Source organism: Vibrio sp. PBL-C16 (assembly GCF_034321865.1).
Taxonomy (GTDB): Bacteria; Pseudomonadota; Gammaproteobacteria; order Enterobacterales; family Vibrionaceae; genus Vibrio; species Vibrio alginolyticus.
Genome location: NZ_JAXLNY010000002.1, coordinates 414,726 through 433,175, shown reverse-complemented (window position 1 = coordinate 433,175; position 18,450 = coordinate 414,726). Strand labels below are relative to the sequence as shown.

The following is an 18,450-nucleotide window of genomic DNA, read 5'->3' as shown; positions in this document are numbered from 1 at the left end:
CCTCCCCCTGGCGAGTTAGCAAGACATGACAACTCAATATGTCGCTAAATGATGTCGCAAGTTGTTTTTCAAAGTTTTAAGGCAAATAGCGCTTTGGATTCACTGATTTACCTTGATAGCGAATTTCAAAGTGTAGTTTGACCGACTTTGCACCTGAACTACCCATGGTGGCGATTTTTTGTCCGCTTTTTACGCTTTGTCCTTCTGTGACCAGCAGTTTGTCATTGTGTGCGTATGCGCTTAAATAATTGTCGTTATGCTTTACTATAATTAAGTTGCCATAACCTCGTAGCGCATTGCCTGAATAAACGACTGTGCCGGCTGCGGTTGAAACGATAGGTTGACCACGCTGTCCTGCGATGTCGATACCTTTATTTCCCTGTTCTCCCGCCGAAAAGTTCTTGATTACTCTCCCTTTTGTTGGCCACAACCACTTTGAGACTTTATCACTCTTTGCTGTGGTAGTTGGCGCTTTTTGCTTCACTTTTTGGTTACCTTTTGAACCAACATACTCCTTTGTTTTCGATTGTTCAACCTTCTTTGGAGGCTGTTTTTGTACGACTTTAGGCTTAGTCTCTGTAGGTTTTTGACTAGAGTTTTTACTCGAAGGTTTAGGTTTAGAGGCTGTTGATGTTTTCGTCACTGGAGCTGGGGGTGTCGTAACAACAGGAGCCACAACGGGTTCAACTTTTTGACCATATTTAGGGGCGACATATTTCGGAGCCCAAAGTTTTAGCCTCTGTCCTGGGTAGATAGTGTAAGGCTGAGTTAACTCATTGTAACGAACAAGATCATTTACATCTTTATCTGTGACATAAGCTATGAAGTAAAGTGTATCGCCTTTTTTTACCTCATAATAACTCCCTCTGTAACTCCCTCTTTCAAGGCTTGAATAGTCTTTTTTTAGGCTAGAGACAGGTGCAGGGGAATGCGCTGCACAACCAACTAGTCCTGCAGCAAACACAAAGCTAATACCAATATGACGTAGTAACTTATTCACCTATCCCTAACCCTTAAGCTAAATCACCCGCAACCAGAGGTACGAACCGAACCATTTCTACAACGGTAGAGAGATATTCGTCTCCCTTACGCTCTATTTTTAATAACTGTTGTTCCGTATCTCCAACAGGAATGACCATTTTGCCGCCATCTCTTAATTGTGAGAGAAGAGCTTGGGGAATCACTTCAGCGGCAGCGGTAACAATGATAGCATCGAAAGGACCTCTCGCTTCCCAGCCCTGCCACCCATCAGCATGCTTAGTTGAAACATTGTAAATATCCAATTGCTTCAGGCGACGCTTTGCTTCCCATTGCAACGATTTAATTCGCTCAACGGAGTATACATGATCAACAATTTGCGCCAGTACCGCAGTTTGATAACCCGATCCCGTTCCGATTTCCAGAACACGACTCGCCGGTTCTAGCTCAAGCAACTCGGTCATACGAGCAACGATATAAGGCTGAGAAATAGTTTGTCCCTGACCAATTGGTAACGCATTGTTATCATAGGCTTGGTGCATCATCGCTTGAGAAACAAAGCTTTCTCGTGGCAAGCGTTGGATAGCATCCAGAACTCTTTGGTCTTTGATGCCACTGGAGATAAGAAACGCTATCAACCTGTCAGCATGTGGGTTACTCATTACTTCTCTTCCTTTAACCAACTATCCATAGCACGCAGCGACTCGTGAGCGGTGAGATCAACTTGCAGAGGCGTCATTGAAACTCGGCCATGCTCAATTGCATAAAAGTCCGTGCCCTCTCCTGCATCTTGCTCCTTTCCTGGTGGCCCTAACCAATAAATGTCATGGCCTCTCGGATCTTTCTGCTTGATCATATTCTCTGCGTGATGACGTGCACCTAAACGCGTAACTTCAATTTCACCTAAATTCTCTGATGGTAAGTCAGGCACGTTTACGTTCAGTAGACGATTCGTTGGAATCGGCGACGCTAAATGCTGTTGTACAATTTGACGTGCAATTTTAGCGGCGGATTCGAAATGTCGCTTACCCACTAGTGAAAAAGCCACCGACTGAACGCCAAGGAAATGACCTTCCATGGCGGCTGCTACTGTTCCAGAATAAAGAACATCATCACCCAAATTAGCGCCATGGTTGATTCCTGACAGAACAAGATCAGGCAAATCATCTTTCATTAGCTCATTCAGCGCGAAATGCACACAATCCGTGGGCGTGCCTTGCACTGAGTAGATATTTGGGGCAATTTCAGTCACGCGTAATGGTTGTTCTAATGTGAGTGAATTCGAAGCACCTGAACGATTTCGATCAGGTGCGACAATGGTCACTTCGGCGATATCTCTCAACTCATCAGCGAGGGCATGAATCCCTTGTGCATGAACACCATCATCATTGCTGACTAAGACTCTTAAGGGCTTCGGGTTTCGTGAATCCTGTTCCATTAGTATTCTCTTTCTACTTCAACCTCATTAACTAACTCACGAACAATAGAGGTCGCAAAAGATCCCGCATCCAGTGAGAAAGTCAGCGTAATGTTGTTACCTTCAACCGTCCAAGCTAAATCTTTTGGCTTCAGCGCAATATCGCGACGATCGTGGCGCATGCGATTACCACGAATCAGCGCCATGAGGTCAGGCTCTTCGTCTAAAAACGGTTGCTCTAATGCCAGAGCCTCGGCTTGAGTAGGCAGTGCATTATCGCCAGCAAGCGCAGCGGTAATTGCCGCTTCACCTTGTGCAAATTGCACTTGCAAATCAGTGATGTTGTTTGCATCAATCAACTGAGTGCCAGAATTCGTCTGTGCAATGTCACCATCAATGAACTTATCAAACACACAATTCTCTAGACGAGCTGAAACGATGCGGTTGAAAATCCACGAACGAGCCGCTGATAAATACATGCTTCGCTTGTTTTGATTGCGGGTACGAACGTTTTCGCGTCCCCATCGACGTGCTTCTTCAAGGTTGTTGCCATCGTTACCAAAACGCTGACTACCAAAGTAGTTTGGCACGCCAACTTGTTTCACTTTTTCAAGACGTTGCTCTACATCCGCTATATCTGTCACTTCAGACAAAGTAACCACGAACTCGTTCCCTACTAGGTCACCAGGACGCAGTTTTTTATTGTGACGATCTGTTGCAAGGATTTCGATACTTGGGTATTGAGCCAAAAACGCTGAAAAATCTGGCGTTTCACCTTTTGGTAAATGGACACTTAACCACTGTTCCGTCACCGCATGACGGTCTTTAAGACCCGCCCAGCTAACGTCTTTCGACTTAACACCACAGGCTTTTGCTAACTCGTTAGCAACGAAGCTGGTGTTCTCGCCCGTTTTACGGATACGAACCATTAAGTGCTCGCCTTCGCCCGTAAAGGCAAAACCTAAATCTTCGCGAACCTGAAAATGCTCTGGCTGCGCTTTAATTTTTGCCGATGCAACTGGCTTACCCGTTAGGTAAGCCAATGAAGATAAAATGTCTGACATGATGTGTTTCCGCTGATATCACAGCTTAGAGGAGCAAATTGCTAGTTATTGCTTAAACAGAAGTACAACGGCTTCCGTTGCAATGCCTTCTTTGCGTCCAGTAAAACCGAGACGTTCTGTCGTCGTCGCTTTTACGTTAATGTTACTAATGTCGGTTTCTAGGTCTTCGGCTATCGCCGCACACATTGCGTCAATGTGTGGTGCCATTTTAGGCGCTTGTGCCATGATGGTTACATCAGCATTGCCAAGGCGGTAGCCTTGCTCTTTAACTCGACGGTAAACGTCTTTCAGTAGTTCACGACTGTTTGCGCCTTTCCATTTATCATCCGTATCTGGGAAATGACGACCAATATCGCCGGCAGCAATCGCGCCCAGCAGAGCATCCGTTAACGCATGCAACGCTACATCGCCGTCTGAGTGTGCAATCAAACCTTGCTCATAAGGGATTGCTACACCACCAATAATGACAGGGCCTTCACCACCGAATTTATGTACATCGAAACCATGACCAATTCGAATCATTTTCTATCCTTTCTTTATTCGCCGCGCTCACGGCTTAGATAAAACTCGGCTAACGCAAGGTCTTCTGGCTGAGTGATTTTTATATTGTTCGCATTCCCTTGAACTAAGGCTGGCTTCTCGCCTAACCACTCCAAAGCCGAGGCTTCATCAGTAATAGTTACACCCTGTTCTAATGCGTCAGCCAGTGCTTGAGTAAGCTGCTGAGTTTTAAACATTTGTGGAGTCAGTGCATGCCACAATGCTTCTCTATCTACCGTATGATCGATATCTTGCACTGCGTTTGCTCGCTTCATTGTATCTCTCACAGGAGATGCGAGAATGCCACCCGTTGAGTGGGCGCAGCAAACATCAATCAAACGGTCAATGTCGGATGTTAATACACATGGCCTTGCAGCGTCGTGAACTAATACCCACTCGCTTTCCAGATGCTCATTGACATAGTTTAGCCCTGATAACACAGAGTCTGCTCTTTCTTTACCACCAGCTACACGAATCACATCTGGGTGCTTAGCAACGGACAATTCTGGGTAATATGGGTCGCCGTCAGTAACGGCAACGACAACCTTAGAAATATTTGGGTGAGAAAGCAGTTTCTCTACGGTATGTTCCAGTACCGCTTTACCTTCGATCAATAAATATTGCTTAGGGCGATCTGCCTTCATTCTGCTACCCACACCAGCAGCAGGCACAATTGCGATATGCGATGAGTTCATATCCAACATTTTAATGGTTTTCCTCACCTATAATGCGGTAAAAAGTCTCGCCATCTTTAACTAAACCGAGCTCATGACGCGCACGTTCTTCAATCGCATCAAGACCTTGCCTTAAGTCATCAATCTCAGCGAACATTTCATTGTTGCGAGCTTGTAGCTTGCTGTTCACTTGTTGCTGAACTTCAATTTCATCTTTTACTGTGTAGTAGTCAGACACTCCGTTTTTACCAAACCATAGAGTGTATTGAAGCAAGCCAAACAGTAGCGTAAGGGCTATAACAAAGATTCGCATATCACTGCTAACATTCTGTACCGGAAGGAATTAGATAAGGTGACATATATAGCATAAATGCGAGGTTGCCTCTAGGGGAGAAAGGGAGACTCACACGCTCCTTACAAGAAATAAGCAGCAAAATGAAACAAGCTCATAGGAAGCGCTCCTTACCCATGACCAAAGTAAGAGCCAAAAATACAAACTTATAAATACAAAAAAACCGCCGTAGCGATGGTTTCAAAAAGCTATTTAGCGAAACTTTACTCAATAAGAATTAAGCTTGACCTCTAACTTCTTTAAGACAGCTTCCTTGAAACATGGAGGAGCGCGCTCACCTAGAGCTTCCGTTATATAAAGAAACACCCCGCCAAGGCAGGGTGTTTTTAAAAGCTTTAAGATAAGCCGTTAACTCAGTTAAGAATTAAGCCTGACCTTTAACTTCTTTGAGACCGCTTCCTTGAAACATGGAGGAGCGCGCTCACTTAGAGCTTCCGTCATATAAAAAACGCCCCGCAAGTGCGAGGCGTTTTCAAAAGCTTTAAGTTAAGCGGTTAATTCAATTAAGAATTAAGCTTGACCTTTAACTTCTTTAAGACCGTTGAAAGGAGCGCGCTCACCTAGAGCTTCCTCGATACGGATTAGCTGGTTGTACTTAGCAACACGGTCAGAACGGCTCATAGAACCAGTTTTGATTTGACCTGCAGCTGTACCTACCGCTAGGTCAGCGATAGTTGCATCTTCAGTTTCGCCAGAACGGTGAGAGATTACTGCTGTGTAACCTGCGTCTTTAGCCATCTTGATTGCAGCTAGAGTCTCAGTTAGAGAACCGATTTGGTTGAACTTGATAAGGATAGAGTTAGCTACGCCTTTCTCGATACCTTCAGCAAGGATCTTAGTGTTAGTAACGAATAGATCGTCACCTACTAGTTGAAGCTTGTCACCTAGTAGTTCAGTTTGGTGCTTGAAGCCATCCCAGTCAGACTCGTCTAGACCGTCTTCGATAGAAACGATTGGGAATTGGTTAGCTAGCTCAGCTAGGTAGTGGTTGAACTCTTCAGAAGTGAAAGTTTTACCTTCGCCTTTCATGTTGTAGATGCCAGCTTCTTTGTCGAAGAACTCAGATGCAGCACAGTCCATAGCTAGAGTAACGTCTTTACCTAGTTCGTAACCAGCAGCTGCAACAGCTTCTGCGATAACTTCTAGAGCTTCAGCGTTAGATTTAAGGTTAGGAGCGAAACCACCTTCATCACCAACTGCAGTGCTGTAGCCTTTAGACTTAAGAACTTTAGCTAGGTTGTGGAATACTTCTGCACCGATACGTAGACCTTCTTTAAGAGTCTTAGCGCCAACTGGTTGGATCATGAACTCTTGGATGTCAACGTTGTTGTCTGCGTGCTCGCCACCGTTGATGATGTTCATCATTGGTAGAGGCATAGAGAACTGACCTGCAGTGCCGTTTAGCTCAGCGATGTGCTCGTATAGAGGCATGCCTTTCGCAGCAGCAGCAGCTTTAGCGTTTGCTAGAGAAACAGCTAGGATAGCGTTAGCACCGAATTTAGATTTGTTTTCAGTGCCGTCTAGTTCGATCATTACTGCGTCGATTGCAGCTTGGTCTTTAGCGTCTTTGCCAACTAGAGCTTCAGCGATTGGGCCGTTTACAGCTTCAACTGCTTTAAGAACACCTTTACCTAGGAAACGTGCTTTGTCACCGTCACGTAGCTCAAGAGCTTCGCGAGAACCAGTAGATGCGCCAGATGGAGCTGCCGCCATACCTACGAAACCGCCTTCTAGGTGTACTTCAGCTTCTACAGTTGGGTTACCACGTGAGTCGATGATTTCACGACCTAGAACTTTAACGATCTTAGACATTAATGTTTCCTCTCGTTTCAAATATAAATGTCAATCTTAAAGGGCAGCAGCACAACCTTCGCCGCCGCCCGTATCCTTTTACTTCTCGAATTCGCCGCGTGCGTTTTGGCCCGCAGCCTTAACAAAACCTGCAAACAATGGATGTCCATCGCGAGGAGTCGAGGTGAATTCTGGGTGGAACTGAGCCGCTACAAACCATGGGTGAGCTGGGTTCTCAATCATTTCCACTAACTTCTTGTCCGCAGATAGACCTGATACTTTTAGGCCTGCTTTTTCGATTTGCGGACGAAGCACGTTATTCACTTCGTAACGGTGACGGTGACGTTCATGGATCGTCGCGCTACCGTACAGTTCACGAGCTTTAGTCCCTTTCTCTAGGTGACACAGCTGTGAACCAAGACGCATCGTACCGCCTAGGTCAGACTTTTCAGTACGCTCTTCTACGCTACCTGATTCGTCTACCCACTCTGTGATCAAACCTACCACAGGGTACTTAGTCTCTTTGTTAAATTCTGTTGAATGTGCACCTTCCATACCCGCAACGTTACGCGCGTATTCGATTAGTGCAACTTGCATACCCAAACAAATACCTAGGTAAGGCACGTTATTTTCACGTGCATATTGAGCCGCACGGATCTTGCCTTCAATACCACGATCGCCGAAGCCACCTGGTACTAGGATTGCGTCCAAACCTTCTAGAAGTTCAACGCCTTTTGTTTCGATATCTTGTGAGTCTACATACTTAATTGTGACGCTTAGGCGGTTTTTCAAGCCAGCGTGTTTAAGCGCTTCGTTCACAGATTTGTATGCATCTGGTAATTCAATGTATTTACCAACCATACCGATGGTTACTTCACCAGTAGGATTTGCTTCTTCGTAGATAACCTGTTCCCATTCAGAAAGGTCTGCTTCAGGAGCTGTAATACCAAAGCGAGCACACACAAGGTCATCTAGACCTTGAGATTTAATCAACTGAGGGATCTTGTAGATAGAGTCTACATCCTTCATTGAAATTACTGCTTTTTCTGGAACATTACAGAACAGTGCGATTTTTTTACGCTCATTCGCAGGAATAACGCGATCGCTACGGCAAACTAGGATATCTGGCTGAATACCGATAGATAGAAGTTCTTTTACAGAGTGTTGCGTCGGCTTAGTTTTCACTTCGCCCGCTGCCGCTAGGTAAGGAACAAGTGTTAGGTGCATGAACATTGCGCGCTCACGGCCTAGCTCAACAGCTAGCTGACGAATCGCTTCCATAAATGGTAGTGATTCGATATCACCAACAGTACCGCCAACTTCAACGATAGCCACATCATGGCCTTCAGAACCTGCAATAACGCGATCTTTGATTGCGTTAGTGATATGAGGGATAACTTGAATAGTTGCGCCTAGGTAGTCACCACGACGTTCTTTACGAAGTACGTCGGCATAAACACGACCTGCAGTGAAGTTGTTACGCTTGGTCATCTTGGTACGGATGAAACGCTCGTAGTGACCAAGGTCAAGGTCAGTCTCTGCGCCATCTTCTGTAACGAACACTTCACCGTGCTGAGTAGGGCTCATTGTGCCCGGGTCAACGTTGATGTAAGGGTCAAGCTTCATCATAGTCACTTTAAGACCACGAGCTTCTAGAATAGCCGCAAGAGATGCTGCTGCAATACCTTTACCTAGAGAGGATACAACCCCGCCAGTAACAAAAATGTAATTTGTCGTCATGTTTAACCTGAAATTGGTTGAATGAGGGAAATGGAGTGCTTCTGGACGGGAGATAAATATACCAGAAGCTCCTTACCGCCACAACGTGAAATCTATCACACCGTAATTTTTTATTTTTTGCTTCAAATCAAAGTGAGCAAAGACAAACCAAAGTCCGTTTTCGTGTAACCAAACAAGCTGACCTTATATTATGTATTCTGCCAGTTTACCTCTGCCTCGATTCTTCTTGTTTTACTTCATCCCAAAAATGGTCAAGTTCTGATAAAGAACAATCTGTAAGTACTTTGCCTGACTGCTGGACCTTGCCTTCAACTTGTTTAAAACGTCGCGCAAACTTTACGTTTGCTTTTCCTAGCGCGACTTCTGGGTTTTTATCAAGGTGGCGAGCCAAATTGACAGTCGCAAATAGCAAATCACCGAGCTCCAATTCAACTTTCTCTTCATCGGGCTGAACTTGCAGTGCCTCTTCCATGACTTCGTCAATTTCTTCTCGTACTTTATCGACAACCGGGCCAAGTGAATCCCAATCAAACCCAAATTTTGCACATTTTTTCTGAATTTTTGTAGCACGAGAAAGTGCCGGTAAAGAGTTTGGTATTGAGTCTAGGATACTTTCTTCCGCTTTGCCTACTAGGGCTTTTTCTTTTGCTTTTTCCGCTTCCCAGTTCGCGTTAATTTCCTCGTCAGATTCAAACTCAACATCTGAAAAAACATGCGGGTGGCGACGAGTCAGTTTTTCGTTCACGGTTTCAACGACATCCGAAAAGTCAAACAGCTCTTGCTCTTTCGCTAGCTGACTGTAAAAAATCACCTGAAACAACAAATCCCCTAGCTCTTCTTTTAGATTGGGCCAATCTCGATTTTGAATCGCGTCCACCACTTCGTAGGTTTCTTCTATAGTATGCGGAACGATGGTGTCAAAGGTTTGTTTTAAGTCCCAAGGGCAACCGTTTTCTGGGTCACGCAGCTTCGCCATGATTTGTTCTAACTGTTCAATTGGATGACTCATTTTTTGTTCCTTTAAACCTTTCTATTAAAGAAAAAGGTGAGCAGCCAAAACCACTCACCTTCTACATTATATTTTCTCAGCAGCTTTCACTAAGTAATTGTTACTTTGACAAGGCAACAAATTTTCGCGACTCCTGAGCATAGCTCGCCTATGTGATGAGCCTGGGCCGGCACTCCGGAGTGAGCGCAGGCAACAACGCTACAACGATAACTATGACGAGAGTTTTAGCCGAGGCGTTTCACCGTCATGACATCCTTGATCTGTTCCACACGCTTCGAAACCCGCGAAAGCACCTCAATATTGGTGACTTCTAGGTCAAAGTCCATGATGGCAAGTTGACGTCTGTAGTCGACTCGGTTCTTCATACTGGTCACTTTGATCTTTTCGTTGGCGAACAGTGTCGTAATGTCTTTGAGTAGACCACCTCGCTCCATCGCTTCAACACGCACGGTGAGGATGTATGACCCCACAAAGCCGCTGCCCCAGACTGTATCGATGATGCGCTCTGGCGCATGATGGCGCAGTTCTTCTAGCTGTTCACAGTCACTACGGTGTACTGAAATCCCACGACCTTGCGTTATGTAACCAGAGATATCGTCACCTGGAATTGGCTGACAGCAACGTGCTAGATGTGTCATTAGGTTATCGACGCCTTCTACTACAACTGCGTCTTTTTTCGGTCGGCTTTGCGCGGGTGATTTATGCTCAGCTTCTTGCAGTTTTTCCAGTGCTTGCTGGTCTTCTTCCTCTGCCGTTGGCTTGTTAACTAACGCGTTGATATGGTTAATGATTTGGTTGATGCGCAAATCACCACTACCTACACCAACATACAATTCATCTGGTGTTTTGACGTTAAACCGCTTGAGGGCGTAATGCTCTGCATCTTTTAACGTTGCGCCAATTTTGGCTAACTCATGCTCAAGGATTTCACGACCTGCTTCGAGGTTCTTCTCACGGCTTTGTTTTCGGAACCAGGCGTTAATTTTGGCACGCGCACGACCAGAATGAACGAAGCCTAATGATGGGTTTAACCAGTCACGTGATGGGTTAGGTTCTTTCTGAGTGATAATCTCGACTTGGTCACCCATATGTAATTTATGCGTGAACGGCACAATACGACCTCCGACTTTGGCACCGATACAACGGTGTCCCACTTCGGAGTGAATGTGATAGGCAAAATCTAGCGGCGTTGCCCCCATTGGCAAATCGACAACATCACCACGTGGTGTAAAGGCATAAACACGGTCATCAAAGACTTGGCTACGCAGTTCATCGAGCATTTCGCCAGAGTCAGACATTTCTTCTTGCCAATCCAATAGCTTACGCAGCCACGTGATCTTCTCATCATAACCGCTTCGGCTGCTTGCCCCTTCTTTATATTTCCAGTGCGCTGCAACACCCAGCTCCGACTCTTCATGCATTTGCTTGGTACGAATCTGGATCTCGATGGTTTTGCCTTCTGGCCCTAGAATTACTGTATGGATCGATTGATAACCGTTTGGTTTAGGGTTAGCAACGTAGTCATCAAACTCGCTCGGCAGGTGCTTGTATTTGGTGTGAACTACGCCTAAAGCCGCGTAACAATCTTGCAGTTTGTCTGCGATGATACGCACTGCTCGCACATCAAACAGCTCATCAAAGGCCAAACTCTTTTTCTGCATTTTTCGCCAAATGCTGTAGATGTGCTTAGGTCGACCACTCACTTCGGCATTGATGCCCGATACTTCCATTTCGTGCGTGAGGTCTTCAACAAAGTCTTTGATGTACTGTTCACGAACGATGCGCCTCTCAGAAAGCTGCTTGGCAATTTGTTTGTAAGTTTCCGGCTGTTGGTAGCGGAAAGCGTAATCTTCAATTTCCCATTTCAGCTGACCGATGCCTAATCGGTTTGCTAGCGGCGCATAGATGTTGGCACACTCTTTTGCCGCCGCACGTCGAACTTCATCTGGCGCTTTTTTAACTTCAATAAGGTTACAAATTCGTTCCGCGAGCTTGATAACTACGCAGCGGAAGTCATCCACCATGGCAAGCAGCATGCGGCGTACGTTATCTACCTGAGATGACGCGGCACTGCCTTCCATGTTGACGTTGAGTTGCCCAATAGCAGCCATTTCTTCAACGCCGTCGATTAATTTTATGATTTCTTTGCTGTATTTCTCTTCCAGAATTTCTCTGTTAAAAGCACCACTTGAAACCAAAGGAAACAGTTGAGCAGCCACTAAAGTGGCTTGATCCATAGACAAGGTGATCAAAATTTCGATCATTTCTCGTCCACGCCACAACAACAGCTCCGCTTGCTCGTTATCAGCTAATACCGTCTGGCAATCTCGATATACTTCGATTAAGCGTGAGGCTGTGTTTTTCTCTTGTCCTAGGCTAGCCACCCAGTTTTCGAGTTCAAACTGTTCATCTTGGTTTAAATGCGCGCTTCTTACCGCAACCATCTCATCATCCTAATTATTATATTCGTGTGGTTTGACTAACACCGTCCAGGTTAGTTCTTTTTACCGCGCGTACACGCTGGCTTTATGACCACCCACCACAAATAAGGGGTCAAAGTCCTAAAGTTAGGACTTTTCAAACAATGCCATCGATTCTAGATGACTGGTATGAGGGAACATGTCCAGCATACCTAATTTAGTTAATTTATAGCCTTGCTCTATCAAGCTTTGACTATCCCTAGCAAGGGTAGCAGGATTACAAGAAACATAAACTACACGCTGTGCGCCAAGCTCAGAAACTTGATCGATGATCCCACTCGCTCCCGCGCGTGCCGGGTCTAATAATACTTTATCAAACCGCTCTGCGGCCCAGGCTTGGCCTTCAAAATCTTGCTCAAGGTTAGCGTGATAAAATTGCGCGTTATTGATTTGGTTCAAAGATGCATTGTTTGTGGCTTTTTCTACCATCTCTGCAACACCCTCTACTCCAACCACGTGCTTAGCTAATTTCGCAACTGGTAAACTAAAGTTGCCTAAACCACAGAACAAATCTAACACTCGGTCACTCTTTTGTGGGTCTAACCACTCAACCGCTTGCTTGACCATTTGTTGGTTTACACCTTGGTTTACTTGAATAAAGTTATTTGGTGCAAAAGGGATTTTCACTCCAACTTCTTGATAAAAAGGCATATCGCCTTCGATAAGGTCTAATTGTTCTGTCGATGGCATCAAGTACAACGATGCGCCATGACGTTTTGCCAACTCCGTTAGAGATTGAGTTTCACTCGTTGTCAGAGCGCTCAAGTGGCGCAGCGTAATACACGGTCCATTATCACCAAGTACCAGCTCTACATGACCCAATTGTTCCGGCTTTTTGAACGCTTTTAGGGCTGAGTAAATCTCTGGCAGCAAAACATTCAGTTCCGGTGCCAGCACTGGGCAATCGGTCACTTGCGCAATTTGCTTACTCTGCTTTTTACGGAAACCAAAATGTAGCTGACGTGTTTTTTTATCAACAAACAAGCTCACTCTCGCACGGCGACGGTAGGCCTGCGAATCTCCCAATAACGGGGCATCTAGTTCAATGTCACTGCCTGAGAATTTTCGCATTAGCTGACGCAACGTTTGCTGTTTGTACGTCAATTGTTGGCCATAATCTAGATGCTGCAAATCACAGCCACCGCACTCATGATAATGTGGGCAAAATGGCTCCACACGAGCTTCACTCGGCTTAAGGATTTTAATCAACTTACCGCGAGCGTATTTGCTCTTTTCTTCCACCAATTGAGTGACCACCTCCTCACCCGGCAGTGCTCCATCAATAAACAATGGCTTCTTTTTGAGGTAAGCAATGCCTGCGCCGTGGTGATCTAAACGCTCTACTTGCACTGCTTGGTGCCGAGTATTGAGTTGGGTTTTCTTTTTCGGTTGAAAGATGCGTGCCATGCTCTATGCCTGATTTATATGTAATTGCTCTTCGGCTTCACTATTCTTGATTGCAGCCGTTGTGTGATTCGAGTGACTTGATTATGCTTACCGTTTATTCGGTGACGTCACTTCTTTGCTCAAGGCTTTATCGTGCGCTTGAGAAATAATGCGTTATTTTCCCATATCCAGACTCCGATGTAATTAGATAACATGACCAGATATGGCTTACGAGCACGTGTAATTACACTAACTCTCGCTCCCACTCTCATTATTGGTTTATTACTGAGCGGCTTTTTCTCATTTAACCGCTACCAAGACCTTGAGAAACAAGTTATCACCACTGGTAACAGCATTATTGAGCCGCTGGCGATTGCCAGTGAAACTCATCTACTATCAGAAAGCCGTGAGGCGGTACGTCGCTTGATAAGCTACGCGCACCGCAAAAACTCCAAACTGGTTCGTAGTATCGCGGTATTTGATGAACATCATGAGCTCTTTGTGACCTCTAACTTTCATCCTAATTTTGAAGCCTTGATGTTTCCCAAAGATAAACCGATCCCGCAACTGGGTAATTCGGAAATCTACGAAAACTCACTGATATTGCGTGTCCCCATTTTGTCAGAAGGTCACTACTTAGCGGAGTTGTCGAACGAAAGCCAAGGAACCAAAGCGATTGGTTACATCGCCGTCGAGTTAGATCTCTCCTCCTTGAGGCTGCAACAGTATCAAGAAGTCTTCTCTGCGTTTTTAGTTCTGGTTCTCGGTCTTGGCTTAGCAAGTGTGTTTGCTTCACGTCTAATGCACGATGTGACCCAACCTATCACCCACATGAAGAATGTCGTTGACCGCATTCGCCGCGGTCATCTTGATGTGCGTATCGAAGGCAAAATGCACGGGGAGTTAGACCAGCTAAAAAATGGCATCAACGCCATGGCGGTATCGTTATCAGAATATCACGTGGAGATGCAGCACAGTATAGACCAAGCCACGTCCGACTTACGTGAAACGCTTGAGCAGCTAGAAATTCAGAACGTTGAGCTGGATATCGCGAAGAAACGCGCGCAAGAAGCGGCCAGGGTTAAGTCAGAGTTCTTGGCAAACATGTCGCACGAGCTGCGTACTCCGCTCAATGGGGTGATTGGCTTTACTCGTCAAATGCTTAAAACGCAGCTTTCTAACAGCCAAACGGATTACCTACAGACGATTGAGAAATCGGCGAACAACTTGCTGAATATCATCAATGACATTCTCGACTTCTCGAAACTTGAAGCGGGTAAGCTGGCGCTGGAAAACATTCCTTTTGATTTCCGAGAAAGTTTAGAAGAGGTAATTAACCTACAAGCCACAAGTGCACATGAGAAAGGGTTAGAAATCACCCTAAAAGTGGACCCTAAAATTCCACCAGGTTTAGTTGGGGATCCACTACGTATCCAGCAAATTTTGACGAACTTAGTAGGTAACTCAATCAAGTTTACCGAGCGAGGCAACATTGATGTTAGCGTAGAAATGCGCTCTCAATCAGGAGACTCCGTCGAACTGCAATTCATGGTGCGTGATACCGGTATTGGTATCTCTGAGCGTCAGCAAGCGCAGTTGTTCCAAGCCTTTAGCCAAGCAGATGCAAGTATTTCACGTCGTTACGGCGGTACTGGCCTTGGTCTGGTTATCACTCAGAAACTGGTGAGCCAGATGGGCGGCGAAATCAGTTTAACCAGCCGTCTACACCAAGGTTCAACCTTCTGGTTTACGGTGCGCTTGCACTCAACCGAGATGCCAATGAGCGAACTGATTGAAGTGGAACTTCTGACTGGGAAGCAGTTACTGCTGATTGAACCAAACATGCAAGCCGCATCCGTAACCCAACAGATTCTAAGTCAGGAGGGTATTTTAGTAACCTACCGCTCTTCGCTACCAAACAACGAAGAACAATATGATTATGTACTGTTGAATTTAGCGGCCAACCAGACTCACGATGCGGAAGTTATTACACCTTGGATAGAACAAGCGAAACGTATGGCTCCGAGTGTTCTCCTAGGGACACCGAGTACCGAATTGGCGCTTGCGGACCAAATAATGACAGAGCATCACGTCCAGTGCCTGACGAAGCCATTGTCTCGCCGTAAGTTGCTACAAAGCCTGATTAGCGAACATGTAGAATCGCCACCGGTATTAAGCGCTCCAATTACGCCAAGCGAAGGGGACCGTTTACCTCTCACTGTACTAGCAGTGGATGACAACCCTGCAAACTTGAAGCTGATCTCTGCACTGCTCCGCGAACGAGTAGAAACCGTCACCGCCTGTAGCAATGGCCAGCAAGCGGTGAACCTGGCGACAGAGAAAAAGTACGATTTAATCTTCATGGATATTCAAATGCCTCAAATGGATGGGGTGACCGCTTGTAAGCACATTAAAGAGTTGGAGCTAAATAAAGACACGCCAGTGATTGCGGTAACGGCGCATGCCATGGCAGGGGAACGAGACCGCTTGCTCTCGGCAGGAATGGATGACTACTTGACCAAACCTATTGAAGAGCATGTGCTACAACAGGTTTTGGTTCACTGGAACCCAAATGCTTGTACAGAGAGCATTGGCAAAGTCGCCCCTTCATACGTTGATGAACCTGAAGGAAGCGCACCACAACCCGTTTCTTCGCCTCAGCAGGATGTGATTATTGATTGGCAAGCAGCCTTAAAACAGAGCGCGAATAAAGAGGATCTCGCTAAAGACATGCTGCGCATGTTGATTGAGTTCATCCCTGAAGTAGAAGCAGTCGTTGACCAAGCTCTGGAGCAAGAAGATATCTCCCGTGATGACCTAATTCATGTCATCCATAAGCTGCACGGCAGTAGTTCATATTGTGGCGTTCCAAGACTGAAGTCACTCTGTGCGACGCTTGAGCAAGCACTGCGCTCAGGGGTCAGTCTTGAGGAAGTTGAGCCTGAAATGTTCGAGCTGCAAGATGAAATGATTAAAGTAACAACAACCGCAAAGTTATACCTTGAACAGTGATCTATTGAAGAGAAACAAAAGCCAGAGCAAATGCTCTGGCTTTTTAGTATTTTGTTTAAGACTTACAAGCTAGGATTCAAAAATGACCGTCGCCACAGCGTAATGACGCTCATCGGAAATGGACAGGTGAATGTGGTTAACGCCCATCGCATCCGCTATTTGCTTGGCTGTGCCCGTCAATGCGAGCACTGGTTTTCCAAGCTCATCGTTCGAGATGGAAAAGTCGTGAAACGTGACCCCTTTTGCGATCCCTGTTCCCAATGCTTTTGAGGCCGCTTCTTTAACTGCAAAGCGCTTAGCAAGATAACGACCTTGCAGCTTAAGCTGTGAGAATTTGGCCATTTCTTCTTCTGAAAGAATCCGCTGAGCAAAAGGTTCACCACTACGAGCTAACGCTTTTTCAATACGCTCAATTTCTGCAATGTCGGTCCCTAACCCTATAATCGCCATCTAGATAGCCCTATGACTGGCGAGCCTCAATCATCAGTGCTTTCATGTCAGCAACCGCTTTATTTAAACCATCAAATACTGCGCGACCAATGATTGAGTGACCAATGTTGAGTTCGTAAATTTCTGGTAATGCAGCAATTGGTGCGACATTGTGATAAGTCAGGCCATGCCCGGCATTAACAATAATACCTAGGTCATGTGCATAACTCGCACCAGCAGCAATCTTCTTCAGTTCAGCTTGCTGTTCGTCTTCTGTCGTCGCATCTGCATAGTGGCCAGTATGTAGCTCAATAAACGGAGCGCCACACTTTTTCGCAGCTTCAATCTGTTGACGGTCAGCATCAATAAAGAGCGAAACTTTAATGCCGGCATCTGTCAGCTTTTTCGTCGCAGCTTTAATTTTTTCAAGCTGCCCTACAACATCTAAGCCACCTTCCGTCGTCAGTTCTTCACGCTTTTCAGGCACTAGACACACAAACTCTGGTTTAGTTTGCAGCGCAATCTCAACCATTTCGTCCGTCACTGCCATCTCTAGATTCATACGCGTTTGAATGGTTTCACGCAGAATACGTACATCACGATCCAAAATATGGCGACGGTCTTCACGTAAGTGGATAGTGATACCGTCCGCGCCTGCACGCTCTGCAATTTCAGCAGCGTGAACAGGATCTGGGTATTTTGTACCACGTGCATTACGTAGAGTGGCAATATGGTCGATATTGACGCCTAAATAAATTGAGCTCATTTTCCGTTACTCCGTGCTCTGGGGGTCTGAATGAAAAATTCACGACTTTTTAAAGGTTTGCCGCCAAGATACGGCTTTAAGGCTATACGTGTAAAGCGTTTTGCCGCTTTTAGCTGCTCTTTAGTGACGAACCGCCGCTCACTGATAGCAATCAGTTCATTCCCTAAAAACGTGAGGTTATCGCGCCTAACCGAAGCAATAAACCCTTTCTGTTCCCGGTAACGATAGGTCATTTCTGGATCGACGGGCTCGCCGGTACCTGCACAATGCAAAAAATCCACGCCATACCCCATCGCAGACAGCAAGGCTAACTCAAAACGACGCAGTGCAGGCTCAGGGTTCTCGTTGTGCGCCAACTCGGTTAACGCATGCAAATAATCATGAAATAGTGCTGGCATCGGCACTTCAGCCATCAAAATACGGCCAATCAGTTCATTGACGTACATGGCTGAGTAGAGATTAATGCCCGTTAACGGCAAACCTAGACTTATCGGCTCGGCTTGACGCAAAGTTTTCATTGAGCCTTTCCCCGACCATTTAAGTAATAGCGGGGTAAAAGGTTGCAATGCGCCTTTTAAGTTCGAACGCTTACTGCGCGCGCCTTTGGCCATTAAAGTCATTCGGCCATATTCCTCACTAAATACATCAAGGATTAAGCTCGATTCACTGTAAGGGCGTCGGTGCAATACAAAACAGCGCTGTAAACCTTCGGAAGACAGATTACTCATCTAAGTCATTGTGCCTAAAAAGTGTGAAATAAAAAATAAGGAGCCGAGCGGCTCCTTATTTTAATCGATACTGATTTTTCATCG

At 45.7% G+C, this 18,450-nt stretch carries 16 protein-coding genes; 1 reads left to right on the top strand and 15 read right to left on the bottom strand.

The window, feature by feature from the left end; all coding sequences use genetic code 11:
* Positions 1–76: 76 nt before the first annotated feature.
* From UQW94_RS10305 to rlmD, 12 genes are all read right to left on the bottom strand, one after another.
* Entirely contained in the window at positions 77–1,000 is a 924-nt protein-coding gene (locus UQW94_RS10305; RefSeq protein ID WP_213874875.1) for a peptidoglycan DD-metalloendopeptidase family protein, read from the bottom strand.
* A gap of 13 nt (positions 1,001–1,013) precedes the next feature.
* Positions 1,014–1,640, bottom strand: a complete 627-nt coding sequence (locus UQW94_RS10300) for a protein-L-isoaspartate(D-aspartate) O-methyltransferase (RefSeq protein WP_005380892.1) — start codon at positions 1,638–1,640, stop codon at positions 1,014–1,016.
* Complete coding sequence (gene surE, locus UQW94_RS10295) at positions 1,640–2,416, bottom strand: 5'/3'-nucleotidase SurE (protein WP_322142223.1); 777 nt, start codon at positions 2,414–2,416, stop codon at positions 1,640–1,642. The genes UQW94_RS10300 and surE overlap by 1 nt, the downstream gene beginning before the upstream one ends.
* Positions 2,416–3,459, bottom strand: coding sequence for a tRNA pseudouridine(13) synthase TruD (gene truD / locus UQW94_RS10290; protein ID WP_017821624.1), 1,044 nt, complete (start codon positions 3,457–3,459; stop codon positions 2,416–2,418). The genes surE and truD overlap by 1 nt, the downstream gene beginning before the upstream one ends.
* A gap of 45 nt (positions 3,460–3,504) precedes the next feature.
* Complete coding sequence (gene ispF / locus UQW94_RS10285) at positions 3,505–3,981, bottom strand: 2-C-methyl-D-erythritol 2,4-cyclodiphosphate synthase (protein WP_005380896.1); 477 nt, start codon at positions 3,979–3,981, stop codon at positions 3,505–3,507.
* A gap of 14 nt (positions 3,982–3,995) precedes the next feature.
* Positions 3,996–4,703, bottom strand: a complete 708-nt coding sequence (ispD, locus tag UQW94_RS10280) for a 2-C-methyl-D-erythritol 4-phosphate cytidylyltransferase (protein WP_054701898.1) — start codon at positions 4,701–4,703, stop codon at positions 3,996–3,998.
* Between the two features lies 1 nt (position 4,704).
* On the bottom strand, positions 4,705–4,986 hold the full coding sequence (gene ftsB, locus UQW94_RS10275) for a cell division protein FtsB (protein ID WP_005380907.1): 282 nt from the start codon (positions 4,984–4,986) through the stop codon (positions 4,705–4,707).
* Positions 4,987–5,535: 549 nt separating this feature from the next.
* Positions 5,536–6,837, bottom strand: coding sequence for a phosphopyruvate hydratase (gene eno / locus UQW94_RS10270; RefSeq protein ID WP_005383785.1), 1,302 nt, complete (start codon positions 6,835–6,837; stop codon positions 5,536–5,538).
* A gap of 78 nt (positions 6,838–6,915) precedes the next feature.
* The gene (locus UQW94_RS10265) at positions 6,916–8,556 is read right to left on the bottom strand and encodes a CTP synthase (protein ID WP_021034029.1); all 1,641 of its coding nucleotides are present in this window, start codon (positions 8,554–8,556) and stop codon (positions 6,916–6,918) included.
* 205 nt (positions 8,557–8,761) lie between these two features.
* A complete protein-coding gene (gene mazG, locus UQW94_RS10260; protein ID WP_005383780.1) occupies positions 8,762–9,565 on the bottom strand; it encodes a nucleoside triphosphate pyrophosphohydrolase in 804 nt (267 codons plus the stop codon).
* Positions 9,566–9,789: 224 nt separating this feature from the next.
* Positions 9,790–12,009: a GTP diphosphokinase gene (relA, locus tag UQW94_RS10255; RefSeq protein WP_005380915.1), complete on the bottom strand. Its 2,220-nt coding sequence runs from the start codon at positions 12,007–12,009 to the stop codon at positions 9,790–9,792.
* 123 nt (positions 12,010–12,132) lie between these two features.
* The gene (rlmD, locus tag UQW94_RS10250) at positions 12,133–13,452 is read right to left on the bottom strand and encodes a 23S rRNA (uracil(1939)-C(5))-methyltransferase RlmD (RefSeq protein ID WP_213867355.1); all 1,320 of its coding nucleotides are present in this window, start codon (positions 13,450–13,452) and stop codon (positions 12,133–12,135) included.
* A gap of 192 nt (positions 13,453–13,644) precedes the next feature.
* Between rlmD and barA the strand changes: the two genes are divergently transcribed.
* Positions 13,645–16,443, top strand: coding sequence for a two-component sensor histidine kinase BarA (gene barA / locus UQW94_RS10245; RefSeq protein WP_005383774.1), 2,799 nt, complete (start codon positions 13,645–13,647; stop codon positions 16,441–16,443).
* Positions 16,444–16,512: 69 nt separating this feature from the next.
* Here the strand turns inward: barA and acpS are convergent, their stop codons facing one another.
* From acpS to recO, 3 genes are read right to left on the bottom strand one after another with little or no spacing between them, the layout of a single operon-like run.
* Positions 16,513–16,893: a holo-ACP synthase gene (acpS, locus tag UQW94_RS10240; protein WP_005380927.1), complete on the bottom strand. Its 381-nt coding sequence runs from the start codon at positions 16,891–16,893 to the stop codon at positions 16,513–16,515.
* Between the two features lie 10 nt (positions 16,894–16,903).
* A complete protein-coding gene (gene pdxJ / locus UQW94_RS10235; RefSeq protein ID WP_005384579.1) occupies positions 16,904–17,638 on the bottom strand; it encodes a pyridoxine 5'-phosphate synthase in 735 nt (244 codons plus the stop codon).
* Complete coding sequence (gene recO, locus UQW94_RS10230) at positions 17,635–18,366, bottom strand: DNA repair protein RecO (protein WP_005384578.1); 732 nt, start codon at positions 18,364–18,366, stop codon at positions 17,635–17,637. The genes pdxJ and recO overlap by 4 nt, the downstream gene beginning before the upstream one ends.
* Positions 18,367–18,450 lie beyond the last annotated feature (84 nt).

Excerpts from the sequence above, each read along its gene's own strand:
- UQW94_RS10300 (WP_005380892.1), bottom strand. The coding sequence starts at position 1,640 with ATGAGTAACCCACATGCTGACAGGTTGATAGCGTTTCTTATCTCCAGT.
- surE (WP_322142223.1), bottom strand. The coding sequence starts at position 2,416 with ATGGAACAGGATTCACGAAACCCGAAGCCCTTAAGAGTCTTAGTCAGC.
- truD (WP_017821624.1), bottom strand. The coding sequence starts at position 3,459 with ATGTCAGACATTTTATCTTCATTGGCTTACCTAACGGGTAAGCCAGTT.
- ispF (WP_005380896.1), bottom strand. The coding sequence starts at position 3,981 with ATGATTCGAATTGGTCATGGTTTCGATGTACATAAATTCGGTGGTGAA.
- ispD (WP_054701898.1), bottom strand. The coding sequence starts at position 4,703 with ATGTTGGATATGAACTCATCGCATATCGCAATTGTGCCTGCTGCTGGT.
- ftsB (WP_005380907.1), bottom strand. The coding sequence starts at position 4,986 with ATGCGAATCTTTGTTATAGCCCTTACGCTACTGTTTGGCTTGCTTCAA.
- eno (WP_005383785.1), bottom strand. The coding sequence starts at position 6,837 with ATGTCTAAGATCGTTAAAGTTCTAGGTCGTGAAATCATCGACTCACGT.
- UQW94_RS10265 (WP_021034029.1), bottom strand. The coding sequence starts at position 8,556 with ATGACGACAAATTACATTTTTGTTACTGGCGGGGTTGTATCCTCTCTA.
- mazG (WP_005383780.1), bottom strand. The coding sequence starts at position 9,565 with ATGAGTCATCCAATTGAACAGTTAGAACAAATCATGGCGAAGCTGCGT.
- relA (WP_005380915.1), bottom strand. The coding sequence starts at position 12,009 with ATGGTTGCGGTAAGAAGCGCGCATTTAAACCAAGATGAACAGTTTGAA.
- rlmD (WP_213867355.1), bottom strand. The coding sequence starts at position 13,452 with ATGGCACGCATCTTTCAACCGAAAAAGAAAACCCAACTCAATACTCGG.
- barA (WP_005383774.1), top strand. The coding sequence starts at position 13,645 with ATGACCAGATATGGCTTACGAGCACGTGTAATTACACTAACTCTCGCT.
- acpS (WP_005380927.1), bottom strand. The coding sequence starts at position 16,893 with ATGGCGATTATAGGGTTAGGGACCGACATTGCAGAAATTGAGCGTATT.
- pdxJ (WP_005384579.1), bottom strand. The coding sequence starts at position 17,638 with ATGAGCTCAATTTATTTAGGCGTCAATATCGACCATATTGCCACTCTA.
- recO (WP_005384578.1), bottom strand. The coding sequence starts at position 18,366 with ATGAGTAATCTGTCTTCCGAAGGTTTACAGCGCTGTTTTGTATTGCAC.